General features: G+C 63.5%; 20 protein-coding genes. 6 read left to right on the forward strand and 14 right to left on the reverse strand.

Annotated elements, in window-relative coordinates:
* Positions 1-2 precede the first annotated feature (2 nt).
* From FSO04_RS28795 to FSO04_RS28810, 4 genes are all read left to right on the forward strand, one after another.
* Entirely contained in the window at positions 3-923 is a 921-nt protein-coding gene (locus FSO04_RS28795) for a MaoC/PaaZ C-terminal domain-containing protein (protein WP_154564879.1), read from the forward strand.
* A 179-nt stretch (positions 924-1,102) separates the two neighbouring features.
* Entirely contained in the window at positions 1,103-2,404 is a 1,302-nt protein-coding gene (locus FSO04_RS28800; protein ID WP_154564881.1) for an acetyl-CoA C-acetyltransferase, read from the forward strand.
* Positions 2,405-2,554: 150 nt separating this feature from the next.
* Positions 2,555-4,360: an AMP-binding protein gene (locus FSO04_RS28805; protein WP_154564883.1), complete on the forward strand. Its 1,806-nt coding sequence runs from the start codon at positions 2,555-2,557 to the stop codon at positions 4,358-4,360.
* Between the two features lie 50 nt (positions 4,361-4,410).
* On the forward strand, positions 4,411-5,472 hold the full coding sequence (locus FSO04_RS28810; protein WP_407674815.1) for a DUF1571 domain-containing protein: 1,062 nt from the start codon (positions 4,411-4,413) through the stop codon (positions 5,470-5,472).
* Positions 5,473-5,476: 4 nt separating this feature from the next.
* Here the strand turns inward: FSO04_RS28810 and FSO04_RS28815 are convergent, their stop codons facing one another.
* The 6 genes from FSO04_RS28815 to FSO04_RS46485 form a co-directional block, all read right to left on the reverse strand.
* On the reverse strand, positions 5,477-5,884 hold the full coding sequence (locus FSO04_RS28815) for a hypothetical protein (RefSeq protein WP_154564885.1): 408 nt from the start codon (positions 5,882-5,884) through the stop codon (positions 5,477-5,479).
* A gap of 45 nt (positions 5,885-5,929) precedes the next feature.
* A complete protein-coding gene (locus tag FSO04_RS28820; protein ID WP_154564887.1) occupies positions 5,930-7,507 on the reverse strand; it encodes an FAD-binding oxidoreductase in 1,578 nt (525 codons plus the stop codon).
* A gap of 39 nt (positions 7,508-7,546) precedes the next feature.
* Positions 7,547-8,035: a hypothetical protein gene (locus FSO04_RS28825; RefSeq protein ID WP_154564889.1), complete on the reverse strand. Its 489-nt coding sequence runs from the start codon at positions 8,033-8,035 to the stop codon at positions 7,547-7,549.
* 269 nt (positions 8,036-8,304) lie between these two features.
* Positions 8,305-9,147, reverse strand: coding sequence for an anti-sigma factor (locus FSO04_RS28830; protein WP_154564891.1), 843 nt, complete (start codon positions 9,145-9,147; stop codon positions 8,305-8,307).
* The gene (locus FSO04_RS28835) at positions 9,147-9,689 is read right to left on the reverse strand and encodes an RNA polymerase sigma factor (protein WP_168435880.1); all 543 of its coding nucleotides are present in this window, start codon (positions 9,687-9,689) and stop codon (positions 9,147-9,149) included. The genes FSO04_RS28830 and FSO04_RS28835 overlap by 1 nt, the downstream gene beginning before the upstream one ends.
* Positions 9,690-9,704: 15 nt before the next feature.
* The gene (locus FSO04_RS46485) at positions 9,705-9,842 is read right to left on the reverse strand and encodes a hypothetical protein (protein WP_166618265.1); all 138 of its coding nucleotides are present in this window, start codon (positions 9,840-9,842) and stop codon (positions 9,705-9,707) included.
* 352 nt (positions 9,843-10,194) lie between these two features.
* Here FSO04_RS46485 and hfq point away from each other — a divergent pair, with 352 nt between their 5' ends.
* A complete protein-coding gene (gene hfq / locus FSO04_RS28840) occupies positions 10,195-10,704 on the forward strand; it encodes an RNA chaperone Hfq (protein ID WP_154564895.1) in 510 nt (169 codons plus the stop codon).
* 20 nt (positions 10,705-10,724) lie between these two features.
* On the opposite strand, the gene FSO04_RS28845 is transcribed toward hfq, so the two are convergent.
* The gene (locus tag FSO04_RS28845) at positions 10,725-10,952 is read right to left on the reverse strand and encodes a hypothetical protein (RefSeq protein WP_154564897.1); all 228 of its coding nucleotides are present in this window, start codon (positions 10,950-10,952) and stop codon (positions 10,725-10,727) included.
* Between the two features lie 319 nt (positions 10,953-11,271).
* Between FSO04_RS28845 and FSO04_RS28850 the strand changes: the two genes are divergently transcribed.
* A complete protein-coding gene (locus FSO04_RS28850) occupies positions 11,272-11,463 on the forward strand; it encodes a hypothetical protein (RefSeq protein ID WP_154564899.1) in 192 nt (63 codons plus the stop codon).
* A 501-nt stretch (positions 11,464-11,964) separates the two neighbouring features.
* On the opposite strand, the gene FSO04_RS28855 is transcribed toward FSO04_RS28850, so the two are convergent.
* From FSO04_RS28855 to FSO04_RS28885, 7 genes are all read right to left on the reverse strand, one after another.
* Positions 11,965-12,669 (reverse strand): DUF2968 domain-containing protein, encoded by a 705-nt coding sequence (locus tag FSO04_RS28855; protein ID WP_154564901.1) that lies wholly within the window; start codon positions 12,667-12,669, stop codon positions 11,965-11,967.
* Positions 12,670-12,716: 47 nt separating this feature from the next.
* The gene (locus FSO04_RS28860; protein ID WP_093632485.1) at positions 12,717-14,108 is read right to left on the reverse strand and encodes a sigma 54-interacting transcriptional regulator; all 1,392 of its coding nucleotides are present in this window, start codon (positions 14,106-14,108) and stop codon (positions 12,717-12,719) included.
* A 15-nt stretch (positions 14,109-14,123) separates the two neighbouring features.
* Positions 14,124-15,938, reverse strand: a complete 1,815-nt coding sequence (locus FSO04_RS28865) for a TadG family pilus assembly protein (protein WP_154564903.1) — start codon at positions 15,936-15,938, stop codon at positions 14,124-14,126.
* 1 nt (position 15,939) lies between these two features.
* Complete coding sequence (locus FSO04_RS28870; protein ID WP_154564905.1) at positions 15,940-16,335, reverse strand: DUF3613 domain-containing protein; 396 nt, start codon at positions 16,333-16,335, stop codon at positions 15,940-15,942.
* Positions 16,336-16,372: 37 nt separating this feature from the next.
* On the reverse strand, positions 16,373-17,254 hold the full coding sequence (locus tag FSO04_RS28875) for a tetratricopeptide repeat protein (RefSeq protein WP_233465013.1): 882 nt from the start codon (positions 17,252-17,254) through the stop codon (positions 16,373-16,375).
* Positions 17,255-17,264: 10 nt separating this feature from the next.
* Positions 17,265-18,278, reverse strand: coding sequence for a type II secretion system F family protein (locus FSO04_RS28880; protein ID WP_154564907.1), 1,014 nt, complete (start codon positions 18,276-18,278; stop codon positions 17,265-17,267).
* A 2-nt stretch (positions 18,279-18,280) separates the two neighbouring features.
* Positions 18,281-19,117 (reverse strand): type II secretion system F family protein (locus FSO04_RS28885; RefSeq protein WP_154564909.1); only part of this gene is annotated, 837 nt, incomplete at its 5' end.

The following is a 19,117-nucleotide window of genomic DNA, read 5'->3' on the forward strand; positions in this document are numbered from 1 at the left end:
GCATGAGTGAACCGGGTGATCCGTTCCGGGGTGGTCACGCAGCGGGCGCGGCCCGTCCGAAGACCGTCTTCATCGAGCAGTTGCCTGCGCCGGCGAAACTGTATGGGCGCGCGTTGTCCGGCATCGTCAAACGCGGGCGCGACACACACCTGCCGGCGTTGCGCCTCGTGCGCCCGGCAGTCGCCCTCGACCCGGGGCCGATCTGGCGTTATTCGCGGGTCTGCGGCTTCATCCCCGAGCATGGCGTGCCGCTCACGTATCCGCATCTGCTGGCCTTCCCGCTGCATCTGCTGATGCTCACCGACCCGGCGTTTCCCTGGCCCGCGCTCGGCCTCGTGCATCTGGCGAACCACGTGCGGCTGCGCCGGCCGCTCAATTACAAGGACATGTTGCGCGTCGAGGTGGAATTCGGCGCGCTGCTGCGTCACGACAAGGGCCAGGCGTTCGTGCTGCATACCCGCATGTACCGCCGTGGCGAAGCGGTTTGGGATGGCGACAGCGTCTATCTGAAACGCGGTGTGCCGGCGAGCGGCAGTTCGCTCGATCCGCTGGAGCTCGGGCACGTCGCGCTGGAACGCATCTCGCGCTGGCAACTGCCGCCGCAACTGGGCCGCGACTACGCGCGCGTATCCGGCGACTACAACCCGATCCACCTGAGCGCGCTGTCCGCGAAGGCATTCGGCTTTCCGCGTGCGATTGCACATGGCATGTGGACGCTGGCGCGCGCCGCCGCCGCGCTGCAACCGCCGAAACCGCTCGCCGAGGCTACATTGAGTGCCGAATTCAAATTGCCGATGCTGCTGCCGGGCGAGGCGTCGCTGTGGAGCGCATCGCCTTCGCTGATCGAGCGCGACATCGAGGTGCGCGACATTACCGGAGAAAAACCGCATTTGCGTGGCCGTATGCAGTGGAAGCTGCTATGAGGCACCGGCAGACACCCACAGGCACGCGCATGCTTTCGTCACCGCATGGAATTGAAGCCGCCTGCAAATCGTTGCTGAGCTTGCAGACACACCAACGCAAAGCAGCCTTACTCGCCGTTCGTATCATTTGCACCGTTCGCACCGTTCAATAACCAGGGAACGACCCAAAGGAGCCAAGCATGTCCAACCCGCTGCCCGCCGTGCGCCGCGTCGCCATCATCGGCGGCAACCGGATTCCGTTTGCCCGCTCGAACACCGCTTACGCGACCGCGTCGAACCAGGACATGCTGACCTTCACGCTGCAAGGCCTGATCGACCGCTACAACCTGCACGGCGAACGTCTTGGCGAAGTGGCGGCCGGCGCCGTCATCAAGCATTCGCGCGACTTCAACCTGACGCGTGAATCCGTGCTGTCCACCACGCTCGCCAAGGAAACGCCCGCCTACGACGTGCAGCAGGCCTGCGGCACCGGGCTGGAGGCGGCCATTCTCGTCGCCAACAAGATCGCTCTTGGGCAGATCGAAGTGGGCATCGCGGGCGGCGTCGATACGACCTCCGATGCACCGATCGGCGTCAACGAGCGCATGCGCAAGATCCTGCTCGAAGCGAATCGCGGCAAGAGTACCGGCCAACGTGTCGGTGCGCTCGCCAAACTGCGGCCGGGCATGTTTTTCAAGCCGCTTTTGCCGCGCAACGGCGAGCCGCGCACCGGGCTTTCGATGGGCGAGCATTGCGAGCTGATGGCCAAGCGCTGGAACATCTCGCGCGAAGCGCAGGACGTGCTCGCTTACGACAGCCATCGCAAGCTCACCGAAGCCTATGCGCGCGGCTTCGTCAACGATCTGATGACCCCGTATCGTGGCCTTGCGCGCGACAACAATCTGCGTTCCGACCTGACGCTCGAAAAACTCTCCGGTCTGAAGCCGGTATTCGATCGCGACGCGGGTACGCTGACCGCAGGCAATTCGACGCCACTGACTGACGGCGCGTCCGCCGTGCTGCTCGCAAGCGAGGAATGGGCAGCCAAACATGGCCTGCCAGTGCTGGCGTATCTGAGCTGGTCCGAAACCGCCGCCGTCGACTTTTTCGACAAGAAGGAGGGCCTGCTGATGGCGCCCGCCTACGCCGTGCCGCGCATGCTCGCGCGTGCCGGGCTCACCTTGCAGGACTTCGATCTATACGAAATTCACGAAGCCTTCGCGGCGCAAGTGTTGTGCACGCTCGCGGCGTGGCAGGATGACGAGTATTGCCGCACGCAGCTCGGGTTGCCTGGGCCGCTCGGTGCGATCGATCGGGCAAAATTGAACGTGAATGGCAGCTCGCTCGCCACCGGCCATCCGTTTGCCGCCACGGGCGGCCGTATCGTCGCCGGACTCGCGAAGATGCTCGCGCAACTCGACAAGCCGGCCGGCACCGCGCGCGGACTGATCTCGATCTGCGCGGCGGGCGGCCAGGGCGTAGTGGCAATTCTGGAACGCTAGGCGTCGCGCTTGCCTCAGCGCGTGTTTCAATGAATGCCTTGTTTCGAAGGCTGCAGCAATGACCGCTTTGATTGCCGCCTTGATGACTTCAATGACTGGCTGCAAGACCAGCATACAAACCGATGAAGCGACTGCTTCAGGAGACGACCGATGACCCAGCCCACGCAAGTCCCGCTCTCGCCCGCCGCCGGATCCACACCGCTTGCGAATGCAGCGGACCCGGTGCCCAGTCAGGCGGCGAATCGCGCGCCCAACACCGACGGCATCTGGTACGCGTCGTATCCGGCAGACGTTCCGCATGAGATCGACGTCAACCAGTACGAATCGCTCGTGCAGTTCTTCGACGAATGCATCGCGAAGTTCCGCGAGCGCGTCGCGTATGTGAGCGTCGGCGCGAACATGACGTATGGCGAGCTCGGCCGCAAGGCCGCCGCATTCGCCGCGTATCTGCAAAGCATCGGTGTGAAGCCCGGCGAGCGCGTCGCGATCATGCTGCCGAATACGTTCCAGTATCCGGTGTCTCTGTTCGGCGTACTCAAGGCGGGCGGCGTAGTGGTCAACGTGAATCCGCTCTACACGGTGCGCGAGCTCGCGCACCAGTTGAAGGACAGTGGCGCGCAAACCATCATCGTGTTCGAGAACTTTGCGAAGACCGTCGAAGACGCACTGCCCGGCACCAAAATACAGAACGTCATCGTGACGGGTCTCGGCGATCTGCTCGCCGACGGCCTGAATCTGAAGGGACGTCTGCTCAATTTCATGCTGCGCCATGTGAAGAAGATGGTGCCGGAATACAAGCTGCCGAAAGCGGTGCCGCTGCTCGACGCGCTCTCGATCGGTTACACGCGGCCGCTGACGCCCGTACGTCCCACGCACAACGACATCGCGTTCCTGCAATACACCGGCGGCACCACGGGCGTGGCCAAAGGCGCGATGCTCACGCACAGGAACATTATCGCCAACCTGCTGCAGGCGAAGGTCTGGTCCGAGGGGCAGTTGAGCGGCGACATCGAAACGGTGCTCACGCCGCTGCCGCTCTATCACATCTATTCGCTGACGGTGAACGCGCTGATCTTCATGGGCCTCGGCGGACGCAACATCCTGATTGCCAATCCGCGCGACATGAAGCGCGTGATGATGATCATCCGTCACGAGAAATTTACCGGCATCACCGCGGTGAATACGCTCTACAACGCGTTCCTCGACAACGAAGAGTTCTGCAAGCGCGACTTCTCGAACCTGAAACTCGCGATGGCCGGTGGCATGGCCACGCAGAAGTCGGTCGCCGATCGCTTCAAGGCGGTCACCGGCAAGCCGATCATCGAAGGCTATGGGCTGACCGAGTGCTCGCCGATCGTGTCGATGAATCCGGTGGACCTGACCAATCTGCGCGACTTCGAAGGCTCGATCGGTCTGCCCGCACCGTCCACGCAAGTACGCTTCAGGAAAGACGATGGGTCGTGGGCAAACATCGGTGAGGCCGGCGAACTGTGCGTGAAGGGTCCGCAGGTGATGAAAGGCTACTGGAATCGTCCGGAAGAAACCGCCAAGACGATCGACGACGCCGGCTGGCTCGCCACCGGCGACATCGGCGTGATGGATTCGCGCGGCTTCATCCGCCTGATCGACCGGAAGAAAGACATGATCCTGGTGTCGGGCTTCAACGTCTATCCGAACGAAATCGAAGACGTGATCGCGATGCTTCCGGACGTGCGCGAAGTCGCCGCAATCGGCGTGCCCGATGCGGCGCAGGGCGAGCGCGTGAAGGTGTTCATCGTCAAGCGCAATCCGTCGCTGACCGCGGAACAGGTGATCGCCCACTGCCGCAAGAACCTCACGGGGTACAAGGTGCCGAAGCTCGTCGAGTTCCGCGACGAGCTGCCGCAAACCAACGTCGGCAAGATTCTGCGCCGCGCGCTGCGCGACGAGGAACTCGCGAAGCAAAAACCTGCCTGACAGGCAAGGCGCCTGGCACCACGCCTTGCGCCGTCCTTTCGGAGAGATTCATGGAGCACAGCATGTCCGCACGCTCACGCCGCTCGAGTAGCTTGAGCCGCTCGCGTAGTTCGAGCCGCTCGCCGGCCTTCATGCGCCTCGCCCGTCTTTCGTCGGAGACCGCCACGTTGGGCGCGTCCCTAGCCGCTTCATTGCGTGCGGTTTCGTCACGGGGACTTCTGATCGGCGCGCTAGTGGCCAGCGTCGCCGCGCTGGCAACGCCGCCGGCATTCGCACAGAACGACGACACGCCGCCCGCGCTCGACACCAACAGCGCCGTCAAGGCGCCCACCACGCCGTCCTCGCAGGTCGGCAAGCTCACGCTCGACCAGCAGGTCAAGTGGCTGCGCGCCGCGCAACAGAGCGGCGCCATGGAGAAGCTCGACGACGCGCAACTGGTCGCGCTGTTCCAGTCGCTCGATCCGCTTGCGTTACCGCGCTACATCAAGGAAGGGCCGAACGGTTTTCCGTCATACGAGTTCACCATGTCGCGCTCGGAACGCATTCATGGCCAGTGGCCCGACAAGCCCGATCACATGCTGGTGCGCATCGCCCACGATCCGCTGCGAATCTACGCAAAGTGGCTGCCCGACGGCGCGCACGCCGGCCAGGAAATCATCTACGACGAGTCCAAGCGCACCGACGAAATGTACGGCCACCTTGGCGGCATCATGAATGTGATGCCGCTGTGGACCGCGTTGAACGGCGCCCTCGCTCGTGCGCAATCGAACCACCAGGTGCGCGATCTCGGCACCGAGTACATTGCCGGTCAGTACCTCTCTGAATGCAAAAAATACATTGAGGCCGGCATACCGCGCTCGAATCAGGTGGAAGTGAAAACGATCGACGGCGTGCGCGTGGTCGCCTTCACCTTCGAAACACCGAACGGCCCGCCGCAGTTCTATGCGAAGAAAGAAACGCTCGGGCTGGATCTGCGGCATCCGTATTTCCGCACTGTCGAGTCTTATGACAACGACGGCAAGATCTTCGAGAAGATCGTCTTCGAAAGCATCACGCCGAAAACGCTCGACGATTCCACCTTCGATCCAAAGAACAAAGCTTATAAGTTCTAGGGTTCTAGCGGATAAGACGCGGCGTCAACGCGAAAGCGACATGCGCGACGAGCCCCGCACCCTGCTCGTGGCTGTGCTCGACCAGTTGGCCTACGCGGGTGGCAAGTTCCCTGAGCACGAAGTAATCGGATGCGCGTGTGAGGCCGATCAGCGACGCCGGTGTTTGCGTGGGTGTCTGCCTGAAACGCGGCGCAAGTGTCGTGTACCAGAGGGCGCCGATGTCGTCACCGGCTTCGAATACGGGCAGCTTCATGCGTGCGACGTAGTCGGCGAATGCGGGGCCGCCCGCGAGGGTGGAATCGATCACGGCGAGCGTGTCGCGGCGAGCGGCGGCATCGGCGAGCCACGGCCATGCGCCCCCTGCCGCGGTCGAGAGCCATGCGCCGGTCATCATGAAAGCGCGTCGGTCCATTGCCTGTTCACCTCGCTCACTGACTCACTAACTCACTCACGCGCCTCACGTATAACCCCGCCGGTCGCGCCACGCTGCCGGCCAGATCCCCTGCTTGCCCGGCGCGAGAATGCCGTTCGGGTCGAGGGCGTCCTTGATCGTTTCCGAAAGCCGCAGCAACGCGCCGTCGTTGAAACTGTACTGCGCCGCCGCGAAATCCATATACGCGAGATGCGCGCGATATTCGCCGTAACCCGCCGCGCGCGCATCGCTCATCAGCGAACGCAATAAAGCGCCCGCCTGCTCGACCTGATTCGCGTCGTCGCGGTCGAAGATTGCCGCGAAGATGTGATGCAGATGACGCACACCCGCAGTAAAGCCACCGTAGTAATCGAAGCCGTATTCCGCCGCGCGCGCCTTGACCATCGTATATTGACGCAGCGCGTCGCGGCCGGTCGCTGGGCACACCGGCGCGAAGTCCACATGCGCGCCCGCGCCGCCGCGCCAGTCGAGCATGCGAAACGCGCTCATCGCGGGGATGCCGGCCAGGTTGCGATCGCCGCCCGCGGTGGGTTGCGCATCGCCCGTATAACGAACCGCCGAAAGTTTCGCCTGTGGCACGCGGGAGAACGCGCGCTGCACGATCGCATAACGCGCGTCGATCAATTCAGGCGTCCCGTACAGCGCGAAATGAAGATTCCAGCGGCCCACGTTCAGCTTGTCGAGCATGGCCGCCACCGCGCTTTCAGGCATCGCGCCTTTGCCTTCGTACCACTGCTGACGGGCCGACAGTCCCGCGGCCCGGCGCAAACCGCCTTCGATCACCGCATTGTTGCGGATCGTTTCATCGAGCCGCAATGGCCGCAAAATATCGACGATCGTTTCGAGATCCTCTTCGTGCCGGAACTGGATTTCGCCGAGCAGATACGCGGGCGGCGCGGGCATCAGCCAGACACCGAGCTTGGTGACGATGCCATAGTTCGACTGCATGAACATCGCATCGAACGAAGGCCCATAGCCCGGTTGATACAGTTGCCACGCGGTGCCGATTTCGATTCCGCCCATCCCGGTTCGCAACACGTCGCCGTTGGCGAGCACCACTTCCATGCCGCACTGCGTCGCGGCGTGATCGCCGTACGCGGTATAGCCGAAGCCGCGCTCGAGCGTATTGCCGACCACGCTGCCCCAACCCGCCGCGGGCGGATCGACCCAGAGCTTGTAGCCTTTTTCGCGAAGATGCGCGTAGAGATCGAAGTAGCTGACGCCCGGCTCGACCAACGCGTAAGCGAGCGTCTCGTTCACTTCAATGATGCGATTCATCCGCTGCAGATCGAGCACGACTGAACCCGCCAGCCGCGGTGCGGCGCCACCGTACGCGAAGTTGCGGCCGGTCGAGACCGTCCATAACGGAATGCGAAATTGATTGGCAATCCGCAACACCGCGCGAATCTCGTCGACCGACGCGGGCAGCAACGCGGCCGACGCGGAGAACGCTTCGCGCTCGCCGGGCGCGAACGGATCAAGGTACGCGGCGAGCCCGGCGGCCGAGGTCACCACGTGCGACTCGCCGACGATCGCGCGCCAGCCGGCGAGCGCGCGATCGAACCCGGCGGCGGAAACTTTCGGCGGCAAGCTACGCGTCAAGGCATCTCCTTTGCGGCGATACGTGTGTGCGGCGGCAAGCTAGCGGAGCATCCCACCGCCGTGCGACATGCCGTGCGACATGCCGCCCCACATGTGCGTCGACCCGCCGCCGTGCCAGCCGCCGCGCCCACCCATTCCATACGATCCGTGCCCATAACGCACATGATCCATGTGATGAAAATGATGAAAGCGGTCGACGAAAATGACCGACACGCCAGCGAATGCCACCGGCGGCCCCCAGTACCATGGATCGTAGTAATACACCGGCGCCGGCGCCATGGCCTGCGCGGCGGCATCGTCTTCGACGATCTGCCAACTGCCGTCGGGCTGCAGGCACGCGCGACCGCTGACCTGCTGCATGACGCCGTCGATTTCCGCCTGACCCACCACGAAGCGGCAGGTCGACGCGTCCGTCGGCGGCGCATTCGCATCCGATTGCGCTTCGACCGGCGCCGCGTAAACGGCGCACAGGCACAGACACGCTACGCCGAAACGCAGCCCCGTGCCGAACTGATGAAAAGTAAGCATGATTTCGCTGCCTCGACGTGCCGGCGTTGCGACTCGCAAAAAGCGTGTCGACACCGTAAAGACCCCGTCGGTTTGCCTCGCACGAGACCATGCCGTCCCAACGCGCTTGCAAGGCGGGACAGCATGATCCTGCAGCGAGTAAACGTGGCGCCGCGCGACGCTATTCCGACGGCACACGCGCGCGCACGGCGGTTTCTGTTACCACGTGTTGCAACGGAATCCGACGATCAGCGTTTTGCCTGGTCCGGGTGCTCGCCGCGCTTGCAGCGCTACTGCCAGGCCTCCGGCTTGCCGCCTAGCGCGCTGCACACTTCGATAGCAATCGAGCGCAGCTTGTCTTCCGAAATCGGCCCGGATAACGCGTAGCCCATGCGGTCGCTGACCCAGTAGAAGGTTCGGCGGTTACCGTCGCGGAACAGGCGGAATGCGGTTTCGTCGCGAGCAATTCCGGTGATGTACAGCGTGAGGCGCGCGCCGCTGGTATTTTCGTACATGAACTGCGCGGCCGGTCCTGCTTCGCCCGGCAACAGACGCCCTCCCACCAGCGAGTAACCGTACTCCTGCAACGACGGCACCGACAGCGGCCGGTTCAGGCGTTTGGACAGCCAGTTGATCAGATGCTCTTCCTCGTTCGCGGCGACTTCGACGGGATGACGCCGCTCGGGCGTGTACACCGCATAGGCGATATCGGCGCGCTCGGCAAAGCTCGGCGGCTGGCCGCCCAGCCCGTTCCACGCGCCGCCCGTCAGACGCGGGGCGAGCGGCCCCAAGGCGAGCGCGAGACCCGCGCCGGCCGCGAGCCAGCACGCCGCGAGGCCGACGCGTTGCCACCACGGCGTCGGCCGCCGCACCACGATGAAGGCCGGTTCGTCGTCCGCGTCGCTCTGTCCGACGCTCTCGCTGCGTTCGCTGCCCTGCGGCGCGCCGCACAGCGCCTGCAGCGCCGCTTTCTGCGCGCGCCATGCCGCCACTCTCGCGGCAGCCTGCGGCTGCTGCGCCAGTTGCGCCTCGATCGCGGCGCGCTCCTCAGGCGGCAATTCGCCGTCGACAAACGCCGACAGCGCCCGCGGATCGGGCCCCTCAGGCAAGCTGGAATCGTGCTCGTTATTCATCACGGATTTCTCACTACTTTCAGCGGCGGGACTTTGCGCGCCAACCCCACAGCGCCCCCTTCAAGCGGCCCCTCCGTCATCAGCACGCGCATGTGTTCCCGCGCGCGCGACAGCCGCGACATCACCGTGCCGATCGGCACGCCGAGCGCTTTCGACGCTTCCTGATAAGACAGTTCCTCCACGCAAACGAGCAGCAGCACTTCCCGCTGCTCGACCGGCAGGCAATATAGCGCCCGCTGCAAATCACGTAACACCAGACCGTCGACCTCGCCATGCGGCGCTTCGAGATTGCGCCACGGCGCGCTTTCATCGTCGACGGCAATCTCGCGGCGGCCGCGCAACTGATCGATGTAAAGATGCCGCAGGATCGTCAGGAGCCACGCACGCAGGTTGCTGTTCGGACGGAACGCCGACCAGCGCGCGAGCGCGCGCTCCGCCGTATCCTGCACGAGGTCGTCGGCCCAGGCGCGGTCGCCCGTCAGTGCGCGCGCGTAGCGGCGCAACTGCGGGAGCCACGAAATCACTTCAGCTTCGAAACTCACCCGGCGTGGCAACGATCAGTAGCCGCCGCCGCTGCTACTGTTACCGCTGGCGCCCGAAGCGCCGCTGTCGGTGGTGCAGCCGCTCGTTGCGAGCGAGCCCAGCGCGAGCGCCAGCAGCACGAAGGTGGCGGAAAGAATGCGGGATACTTTCATGGTGAGTCTCCTGATGAGCGCCCGGCCGGCGCCTGCGAGCCGGGGATCCGATCGGCCACGTGCGAAATGCAACGCTGCCATGTCTGAATTAACGTGAGCGGGCTGTGATTTATTCCACGTACGGCAGCGACACGCACCATCTTTTTCCGCCACCCCGATCTGGCGTGCTCGAACGTGGCCGAAGAAAGCGCTATTCGTCGGCAGATTCGTAACTCAACGTTACAGCTAATAGTTATCAGATGCTTATGTCCGCGCAAGCCGTTATAGTGGACGCAGTTCGCCCGCCGACGCGTTCTGCCCCCACACAGGGTAGAATCGCGGCGAACAACCGTCTTCCTAACCTGAATTGTCCATGGCTTCCGCAGAATCGCATCCGCAAAACGACTTCATGAACGCTGCGCGCAAAGAACGAAAGCGCGTCGAGATCTATCTTGTCAACGGCATTCGCCTGACAGGGTGCATCGAGTCGTTCGATCAGTATCTGGTGATGCTGCGCACGCCTGTCGGCCTGCAAGGCATTTACAAGCGCGCGATCTCGACGATCCAGCTCGACACCGGCACGCGTCCGGCGCCGCGCGCCGGGGGGCGGCCTTCGCACGGCGAGCACACCACGCGTGGCCCGCACGGCTCGCGTGAACCGCGCGATCACCGTGAACCGCGTGAACCGCGCGAGTCGTATGGCGCGCCGTCTTCGGATCGCCCTGCGCCCGATCGTAGCAACAGCACGTCCGACGGTCCGGTGGTCGTGACACGCCGCCGGCGTCTGTTCGGCACGGGCGGCGGCGACGGTGGCAACCATGGCGGCGGCAATCATGGTGGTAATGGTGGCACCGGCGGTGGCACCAGCGGTGGCAACGAATAAAACGCCGCCTTGGCGGCCGGCTACTCCGACGGATAGCCGAGCCGCTGCAAGATTTTCTCCAGCCGCATCACCTGCAAGTCCGTCAGCTCGAATCCGCATTTGACCGCCAGCACGCGGCGGCGCCAGTACACGGCGTCCAGCATGCGCAGCGCCGGTTGCCGTGTCGCCCAATCCAGATGCTCCAGTTCGGCTTCCACCACGTGTGATGCGTTGAAGCGCTGCGCGCGCGCCGGGTTTTTTCGGTCCATGTCGTTCGCTGCCTTGTTGTTCGCTGCTTCTGGTTGCTCCCCTCCCGAGCTTGGACGTTGCCCGTTCACGGTATGCCGTGTTTTTTTGCCGGGCTGTGTGGCCGGCGGATGCTTTTTGTTGTCAGGCGACACTCGGAGAACGACTTGATGCGGGTTGGTTTTAAGTTTTGTTTTTTTGCTTGTTGTTTTCTGATTTCAGTTTTTTTGGGGTTTGAAGGAAATGCTTACGGTGCGGGGGATTGGGTTGTTCGGCTGATGCTCTGCCCGGGGTTGCTTTGCGCTATGCTGAGTTGTCGAGTCTCTTCCAGTGGAGCACGTCATGACCAAGCAGAAGCAACACGCAACTCATCACAAGGAAGCGGTGCAGCCGCCCGCTGAGTCAGCCGATAGCCGTCTCGATGAGGCTCTTGAAGAAAGCTTTCCTGCTAGTGATCCGATTGCAGTCGATATGAGTGAGCCGCGGCACTCGGCTGTGGATGAAGTGCCTTCGGCGGGGAAGAAACGGCATTAGATTGGGGGCTTTTTTCCTCGCAGGGCGCGCGTTTTGGTGGGGCGCCTTGGGGTGGTGCCTTTCCTTGATTTGCTAGTGGTCTATTAGCGTTGCCCCTGTGCGGGGCGGCACTTACTTTCTTTGCCGCCGCAAAGAAAGTAAGCAAAGAAAGCGGCTCAAACCGCTAATGCTAAGCGGGAACCGTGGCCTGCAAGTGGTAGTGGCTCCGTGGAATCCGGGCTCGTGCACCTTCCAGCGCTTGTGACAAAGGTGTCATCAGCTCCCACTCCGCACTACGTGCGTCGCGGACGGGTCTGCATGGGAAACCAGGGGGCGTGCGAGTGCCTGTTCGTGCGGCAGGGATGCTTCAGAAAAGAGCTTTCTACTGCGGGGATGGGTGACTTGCGTTACTAAACGGCTTGTATGCTGGGCTTGTGTGTCCGGCTCGTACGTCTGATGGGGGTGGGCGGCACTTTCAAAGCCGCCTTGCCCGCCCATCTTCCGGTATTCCGGCCATCGCGTTCAATGCGACGGCAGGCCGGTTTCCAGTTGGCGCTGCAGTTCGCGGACCTGGCGTTGTGCGGCGCGCAGTTGGTCTTGCGCGGCAGCCTTCTGCTGTGCCAGCGCCGTTGCTTCGGCGCGGGTCTGCTGCTGCTGGTTCGCAACAATCGTCTGCTGCTGATGCGCAACGTCGAGGTCGGCCTGCAAGCGGTTGGCGCGGTCCTGCGACAACGCGATCATCCGCTCCGTGAACGCCTTCTGCGCTTCAAGCTGCGTGCGGCGAATCTCGACGTCCGACAGTTGCAGCGTCTGACGCACAAAATCCTTGTAGATCATGTCGGCACGCGTGGCGTCCTGCGTCTTGATGACGCGCCAGAAGTTCTTCTGCTGGAACAACGCCACGTAGTACGTCATCTCCTTGCCATAAAACAGCAAGCTCGCTCCATAGCTGCCGTTGTATGTCGTGCGCAATTCGCTCAGATCCGAACCCCGGATCATCTGTTGCAATTCCGCTACATTGCCCGCTGCAGACTGCTTGGCTTCGTCCGGCGTCAAGGCGCTCGTCTGCGCCTGAGTGGACGGCAACGCCATCGTCGTGCCCGGCTGGGAAACGACGCCAGCGCTCGATCCGCTATCCGGCAGAGCCTGCGCATTCACGCTCTGCACGGCCCCCATCGCGATGATTGCAGCCAGGGCAATCTGCCGTAGTTTCGACTTTCGGTCCATGTAAATCCTGCTTGAACAGTTTTTGTTTTAGTACAACCGTCTCATTATTACTCACTTTCGCGTGTTTCGGGCTCTTCGTCAAAAATTTGGTATTTGCGCATCTTTTCCCACAAAACCTTGCGGCTGATCCCCAGATATAGGGCCGTGTCCTGCCGGCGCCAACCGTTTGCGTCGAGCGCGGCCAGCACGCGGTTGCGCTCGGCCATGTCCCATTTGCTGCGGTCCACCAGCACCTCGGCGGCGCTCTCGGCCGGCACCGGCTGGCTGGTGCGCGCCAGCGCGAGCAGCCGTTGCAGGCGCGCCGCGTCCCACGCGCCGATCTGACGTACCGTCACGCCAATCCGCTCGGCCAGGTTGCGCAGTTCACGCACATTGCCAGGGAAGTAGGTGTCGGCCACCGCGTCGGCGAGCCAGTATGGCAGGTCCGGCAAGGCGGAGAGACGCTCGCTGCCGACGATCTGCGCAATGAACGCCTTGAAGATCGCAATCTTGTCGACCGCGCCCCGCTCTTCGAGGGACGGAATCTTCAACTCGATCACTGCAAGCCGATAGTAAAGATCGGCGCGGAAGGTGCCGTCCTTGACCAGTTGCGGCAGATGCTTGTTGGTCGCCGCCACCAGCCGGAAATCGAGCTTCACCGGCGTGGCCGAACCGATTCGCGTAACCGCGCTGTCTTCGAGCACGCGCAGCAGCTTGACCTGCTGGTAGAGCGGCAGATCGCCGATTTCGTCGAGGAACAGCGTGCCGCCGTCGGACTGCTCGAAGTAGCCCTTGTGCGCGACCACCGCGCCCGTGAACGAGCCTTTCGAGTGGCCGAAGAACAGCGATTCGAACAGACCATCCGGAATCGCGCCGCAGTTCACCGCGACGAACGGCCCCTGGCCGTAGCGGGTATGTTTTTCGTGCAGCAGTTGCGCGATGCGCTCCTTGCCGACGCCGGTTTCGCCGTGCACCAGCACGCTCGTGTCGCAGTCGGCAAACGTGTCGACTTCGTGCAGCAGCGCCTGCATGCACTCCGAGTTGGCGATCATCGCATCCGACTCGTGCGTCTTGGCGCTGTGCGCGCGCAATTGCAGCACCAGCTTCATGACCATGCCGCGCAATTCGGCGCAGGTGAAGTCGAGCGGCAGGATGTGCGAATAGTCGGACGGGTAAGTTGCCGGATCATGGTCGCGCGGCGCGGCGCCGACCCACACGACGGGAATGCCGTGCGCGGCCTGCCAGTCGCGCATGAGCAGCGCGCCGCTGTCGATCACCGACACGCTGATGATCGCGAGCGACGGCCGCAGCGCTGTCCGTTCAGGCGAGATCGCGATATCGTCCGCGCGGATCACTTCGACGTCGAAGCTCGCCATGCAGCGCGCGACCCGGTCGACGATGTCGGCCTTGCCTTCCCAGACGTAGATATCGAGTTCCTCGATTTTGGGGTTGGTTCTCATCTTGTCTTGGTTACGCTAGTTGACCAGTTGCGAGACGCCGCATGTCAGCGACATATTGTGGACCGTGGCGGTGCCGACCTGAATGCCCAGCAGCGAAAGCGTTGGGACAATGACGGTGTCGAGCAGGCCGAAGACCGGTTGCAGCAGAGGTGTCAGGGCGTTCGTCACGGCTGTAGTAATCCCCGTGAGGAGCGAAGAGATATCGATCAGATTGTTTAAAAGCGACACCTTCAGTATGTTGCCCAGATTCCCGAGCAATTGCGTGGTCAATACCGAAGCATCGCTGCCGAGCGCGTTGGAGTTCGCGCTCTGGCTGTAGTCAAAGTTACCGGACGACCCATTGAATACCAGCGGCGTAGTCGTACCGGGAGCAAGCTTCAAGGGCACATTGTTCAATACGACATTTGCGACGTGCGCGGTGAAACCGAGGAGCGTCGCCGTGACCGTTGCCACATTGACCGGTGCACTACACGATGCATCTCCAGCAATACAGGCTGTAAGAATGCCTGGAGTAACCTGAATCGTCGCGGTAGTGGCCGCCTTGGTGCTTTCGCAGTCGACCGGACTCAACGTCGCCTTGCCAGGCGCGACGGCCAACGTCACCACGAGCGGCGTACTCAGCGCTGAGATCGAAGCTGATACCAGTGGTGGCAAACCCACCGTTAATGTCGGCAACAGCGCCGGTACCAGACTGATGGTCGCATTGACCACCGCCGTGCGCGCCTGCGTGCGGAACACAGCATTCGCGCCGGTGCCTACCGTACCGCCCTCACCCACGGCCAGCACTGGCGGATTGATGACCTGCAACGAAATACCCGCCACACCGGCCAAGCCTGTCGTCACATTGATCACCGGCGCAACGCCGGTCGTTGGGTCCGGACGCTGCGCGATCTGCGCGGCAACCATTAACGCGTCGAAGGCATTGATCGTCGCGGTCGTCGCGGCATTCGGGTTGGCCAGTCCAAGTGAGAGAAGCCCAGGCGCAGATGTACCGCCGTCACCCACAGTGATGTTCTGACCGCCAGGAATCGCGACGGCCAGCGTCTGCAAAATCGCGGCGTTAACGGTATCGCCACCCGCCTGTAACGCCTTGACCATTGCGACCATCAGGGTCTGGTAACTCACCGTGGTGGTGAGCAGGCCCTGCATCGTCGATGCGCCCAGCGCCACCATCAGATCTTCCAGCTTGATATGCGCGGTCGCCAGACTCTGCGTGTCGCCCACGCTGAGCGACACGCTGGTATTCAGTAACCCACCAAGGATCGCGTTCAACAGCGCCGATTGCTGCGTGTTGATCGTCGCGATGCCGGTACTGAGCGAGAACGCATCGATGTTCGACGCGAACGCGGTGGACGTCGCCGTCACGGTGCGCGTCGGTCCGAGGAAGAAATAAGGTACCACCTGGCTCGTCTGCACCTGCACCGCATTGAGCGGGTTGCCGGTGGTGCCGAAGTAGGTATTGGAACTCGTGTCCCAGCGCCCGCAGGTCGTGTTGAGGATGGTCTTGGTGCCGTCGGCGGTGAAACCATTGGACGACGCATTCTGCTGCGCGGCCGTGGTCGCCGTCGTGCAGGCGCCCGACGTGCTGATGACCTGGACCGCAGCCATCGCCGCCAGATCCGCCGTGCGCTGCAACTGCCTGCGCACGAAAAACAGATTGCCGATATCGATCGCGCCGAGCGCCGCGATCGCGATGACCAGCCAGATCACCGCCAGAACCGCGATCGCGCCATGCTGGCGGCGCGCGCCAGACATCGGCGCGCGGCCGAGCCGCGCGCGCAGCGAGCGCGGATAGCGAGCGGCCACGGTAAAGGTCGAGGGGCTGCGCATGTCAGTACGAACCGCCCCCAGGGCCAGTCCCGCCGGTTGCGCCCATCGCGCCACCGCCGCTGCCTCCACCCCCGCTGCCGGAATTCAGCGCCGACCCGTACAGGTCGGGAATTTTGCTCTTGAACGATTCCATGTAACGACGGTAGGCAAGCCCGGCTTCGGCGCCGAGCATCGGCAGCGCGGGCGCGGCTTCCGTGTTGCTGCTTTGCAGGTCGAGCCATGCGCGGGTCGAGTGACCCACTTCGCTTGCTCGAACCATAGGCTCGGTGGCCTTTACCGGCTGAGCAGCGTCGTTTGTCTGCGCAACCGCTGAAGCCGCTACCCCCATCGCCACACCGAAGCACAGCCCCCACAGCACCGATGCCTTGCAGCCCCGCTTCGTTGTTCTGTCATTCATCTCGATTCCCCTGATTGCCTGATCGGTCACTGCGCGCTCATTGCGCGAAACGCTGCAATAAACGCGGCGCCGGTTCGATACCCTGCGCGCTCGCAACCGTGCCGGTGCCTGCGCCCGCCTGCCCGAACTGTTGTTGTGGTTGCGCCTGCGACCCGCGTGTTTGCGCGCGCCCCGCCGCGGCCACCTTCGCCGCATCGCTGCGAATCGCCGCACGCACGTCCGGCGTGAACTTCTGCTGGTTCATCACCGCCAGCGCCTGTGCCTGGTCACCGTTGGCGAGCAGATAAAGCACCATGTTGCTGACGATCTTCGGATTGTTCTGATCGAGCTCGGCCGCCTTCATAAGCGGTACGCGCGCGCCGTTCACATCGCCATCGCGCAGCTTCGCGTAGCCGAGATCCGACAGGGTCACCGCATTGGTCGGCGCGAGTTGCGCGGCCTGCTGCAGTTCCTGAGCCGCACGCGCAAAGTCGCCAGCCGCGCCGGCGATCAGACCAAGCCCTCGATAGCCGCGCGTAGCGAGCGGCGTCTTCAGCAGTTGGCCGTACGCGGTCGCGGCGGCGTCGGGCTGATCGGTCATCCGCAACGCGTCGGCGCGCAGCAAAATCGTGTCGGGGCTCGCACCGTACTGCTTCTCGTACGCGTCGATATGCGCGAGCGAGGCGAAGTAAAGCCCCTGCGACTGCATCTGATCGATCAGTCCGAGATACATGCCTGGCGTGTCCGGCGCGGGATCGCGATTGGCTTGCTGAGCCATCGCCGCTCGTTCGGCCTGCGGCCCGACGCCGTAACCCACGACGTCTTTGGACGCGCACGCGCCGAGCAGGCACAACGCGGCCAGCGCCACGCTGCAGCGTGTGGCACGGCGCACGCTATCAGCCGGGCGCGTCAAAAATTCGAACGATAGACAGTGAGCCATTGCTAAATCCTTACCGATGCATCGTGCGCAACGAATGCTGGACAGCCAGCACGCCCGGGCCGGCTGTGACGATCATCAGCGCGGGCAATAATGTGATGATCATCACGCCGGTCATCTTCACGGCGAGACGGCCAATGCGTTCGCGCAACATCGCCCGGCGCGATTCGCGCAGGCGGTCGCCGAACTGCTTGAGCGGTTCCTGAACAGCGCCGCCGTGCCGGTCGACCTGTACCAGCAGGCGCACGACTGCGCGCAAATCTTCGTTGTCGTAACTCGAAGCCAACCGGTTCAGCGACTGCTCGCGGGTGCGGCCCGTCGCAAACTGGCGCTGCGCGATTTCCAGCTCGCTCGAGAGCACGGGCAGCATCGTGCGGAAATCGTTGACCATCACTTGCAAGCTCTGATCGAGCGACAAGCCCACGCCCTGCAGCAGGCGCAGCAGATCGACCAGCAGCGGCAATTCGTCAACCACCCCGAGCCGGCGCTTGCTAGCTCGCCGCCTCAGGACGATCTTCGGCACCATGAAGCCCACCACGATCGAGATAACCACCAGCACGACGTAGCGCGGACCGTCCAGAGAGCCGCGGGCCAAGGTACCGACCAGCACCGGCAGCACCAGCGCGCCCGCCAGCCGCGCCACCAGAAACAGGCCGCGCGTGCGCGTATCCACGAAGCCGCACTGCTCAAGCAGGCGGCGGTCTTCTTCCGCCACGACCTGGCGACCGAACGGCGTGTCGAGCCAACGAATCCCGGTATGCGCAAAGCGCTCGAGCAGTCCTTTGAAACCCTTGGGCCGCACGTTTCGCAAAGCCGCGTTCGAGGCGCCCTGAGCGCCGTCCGCGCCACGTGCGGCCGCAGCGGCCGCGAGCGCCGCGGTCTGCAATGCGCGTTCGTCGAGCGCGTGTCTGAGCGTGCGTTCGCTGCGCCACACGGCGGCCACGCGCGCCAACACCAGCCCGGCAATCAACAGCAGCGCGAGCGCGGCCAGTGCCAGTGCGAGAGCGACGAGTTGATGGACTTGCATCGTCATGTCCTCAGACTCGTGAGGCGATACAGCAGATAGACGCCGGCGACCTGCAGGCCGAACGCCAGGTAGACGAGTTGCCGCCCGGTCGGATCGAACCACATTGAAGCGAAATATTTAGGATTGGAGAGGATCAGAAAACCGCCAATGCCGATCGGCAGCATCGCCAGAACCCATGAAGAAAGTCGCGTCTCCGCCGACATCGCCACGAGTTCGCGCTCGGCCTGTTCGAGATCGCGCATGAACGAGGACATGCGGTCGAGCATCACGTCGGCACGGCCGCCGTACTTGACCGACAGACGCAGCACGGCGCCAACCAGTTCGAGCTCGCGCACACCATAGATCAGCGCGACCTGAGACAGCGCGCGATCGATTTCGACACCGGTGCGCAGCATCCGCGAGACATAGTCCAGACATTCGCGCAGCGGCACCTCGGTGGTTTGCAACGCTGCCTGAAACGCCGCGGGCACGCTGTTGCCGAGCGTAATCAGACGCACGATACCGTCAAGGAACAGCGGCAATTGACGCACGATCTGTTGACGACGCTTGTTCGCGCGCATCGCCAGCAGAAAATAGATGAACATCGCGCACGCAATCAGCGTCGCGCCGGCGGCGAGGACGCCGCCTACCAACGCGGCCCAGGCGCACAGCAGCAGCACGATTGCGCCGGCAATCGCGGCAGGACCCTTGGCGCTGGCAATGCCCGCGCGAGCCGTCGCGTGTTGGACCATGAAGCGCACGCGCGCGCGCAGGTAGCGCCCTCGCGCGAGCCAGCCCGCATCGGCCGGCGGCGCTTGCGGTGCGATAATCGCAGACGCCGCGGCCGATGCGGGCTGGCT

Origin of the sequence: Paraburkholderia madseniana, assembly GCF_009690905.1 — a bacterium.
In the GTDB taxonomy this organism is placed as follows: Bacteria; Pseudomonadota; Gammaproteobacteria; order Burkholderiales; family Burkholderiaceae; genus Paraburkholderia; species Paraburkholderia madseniana.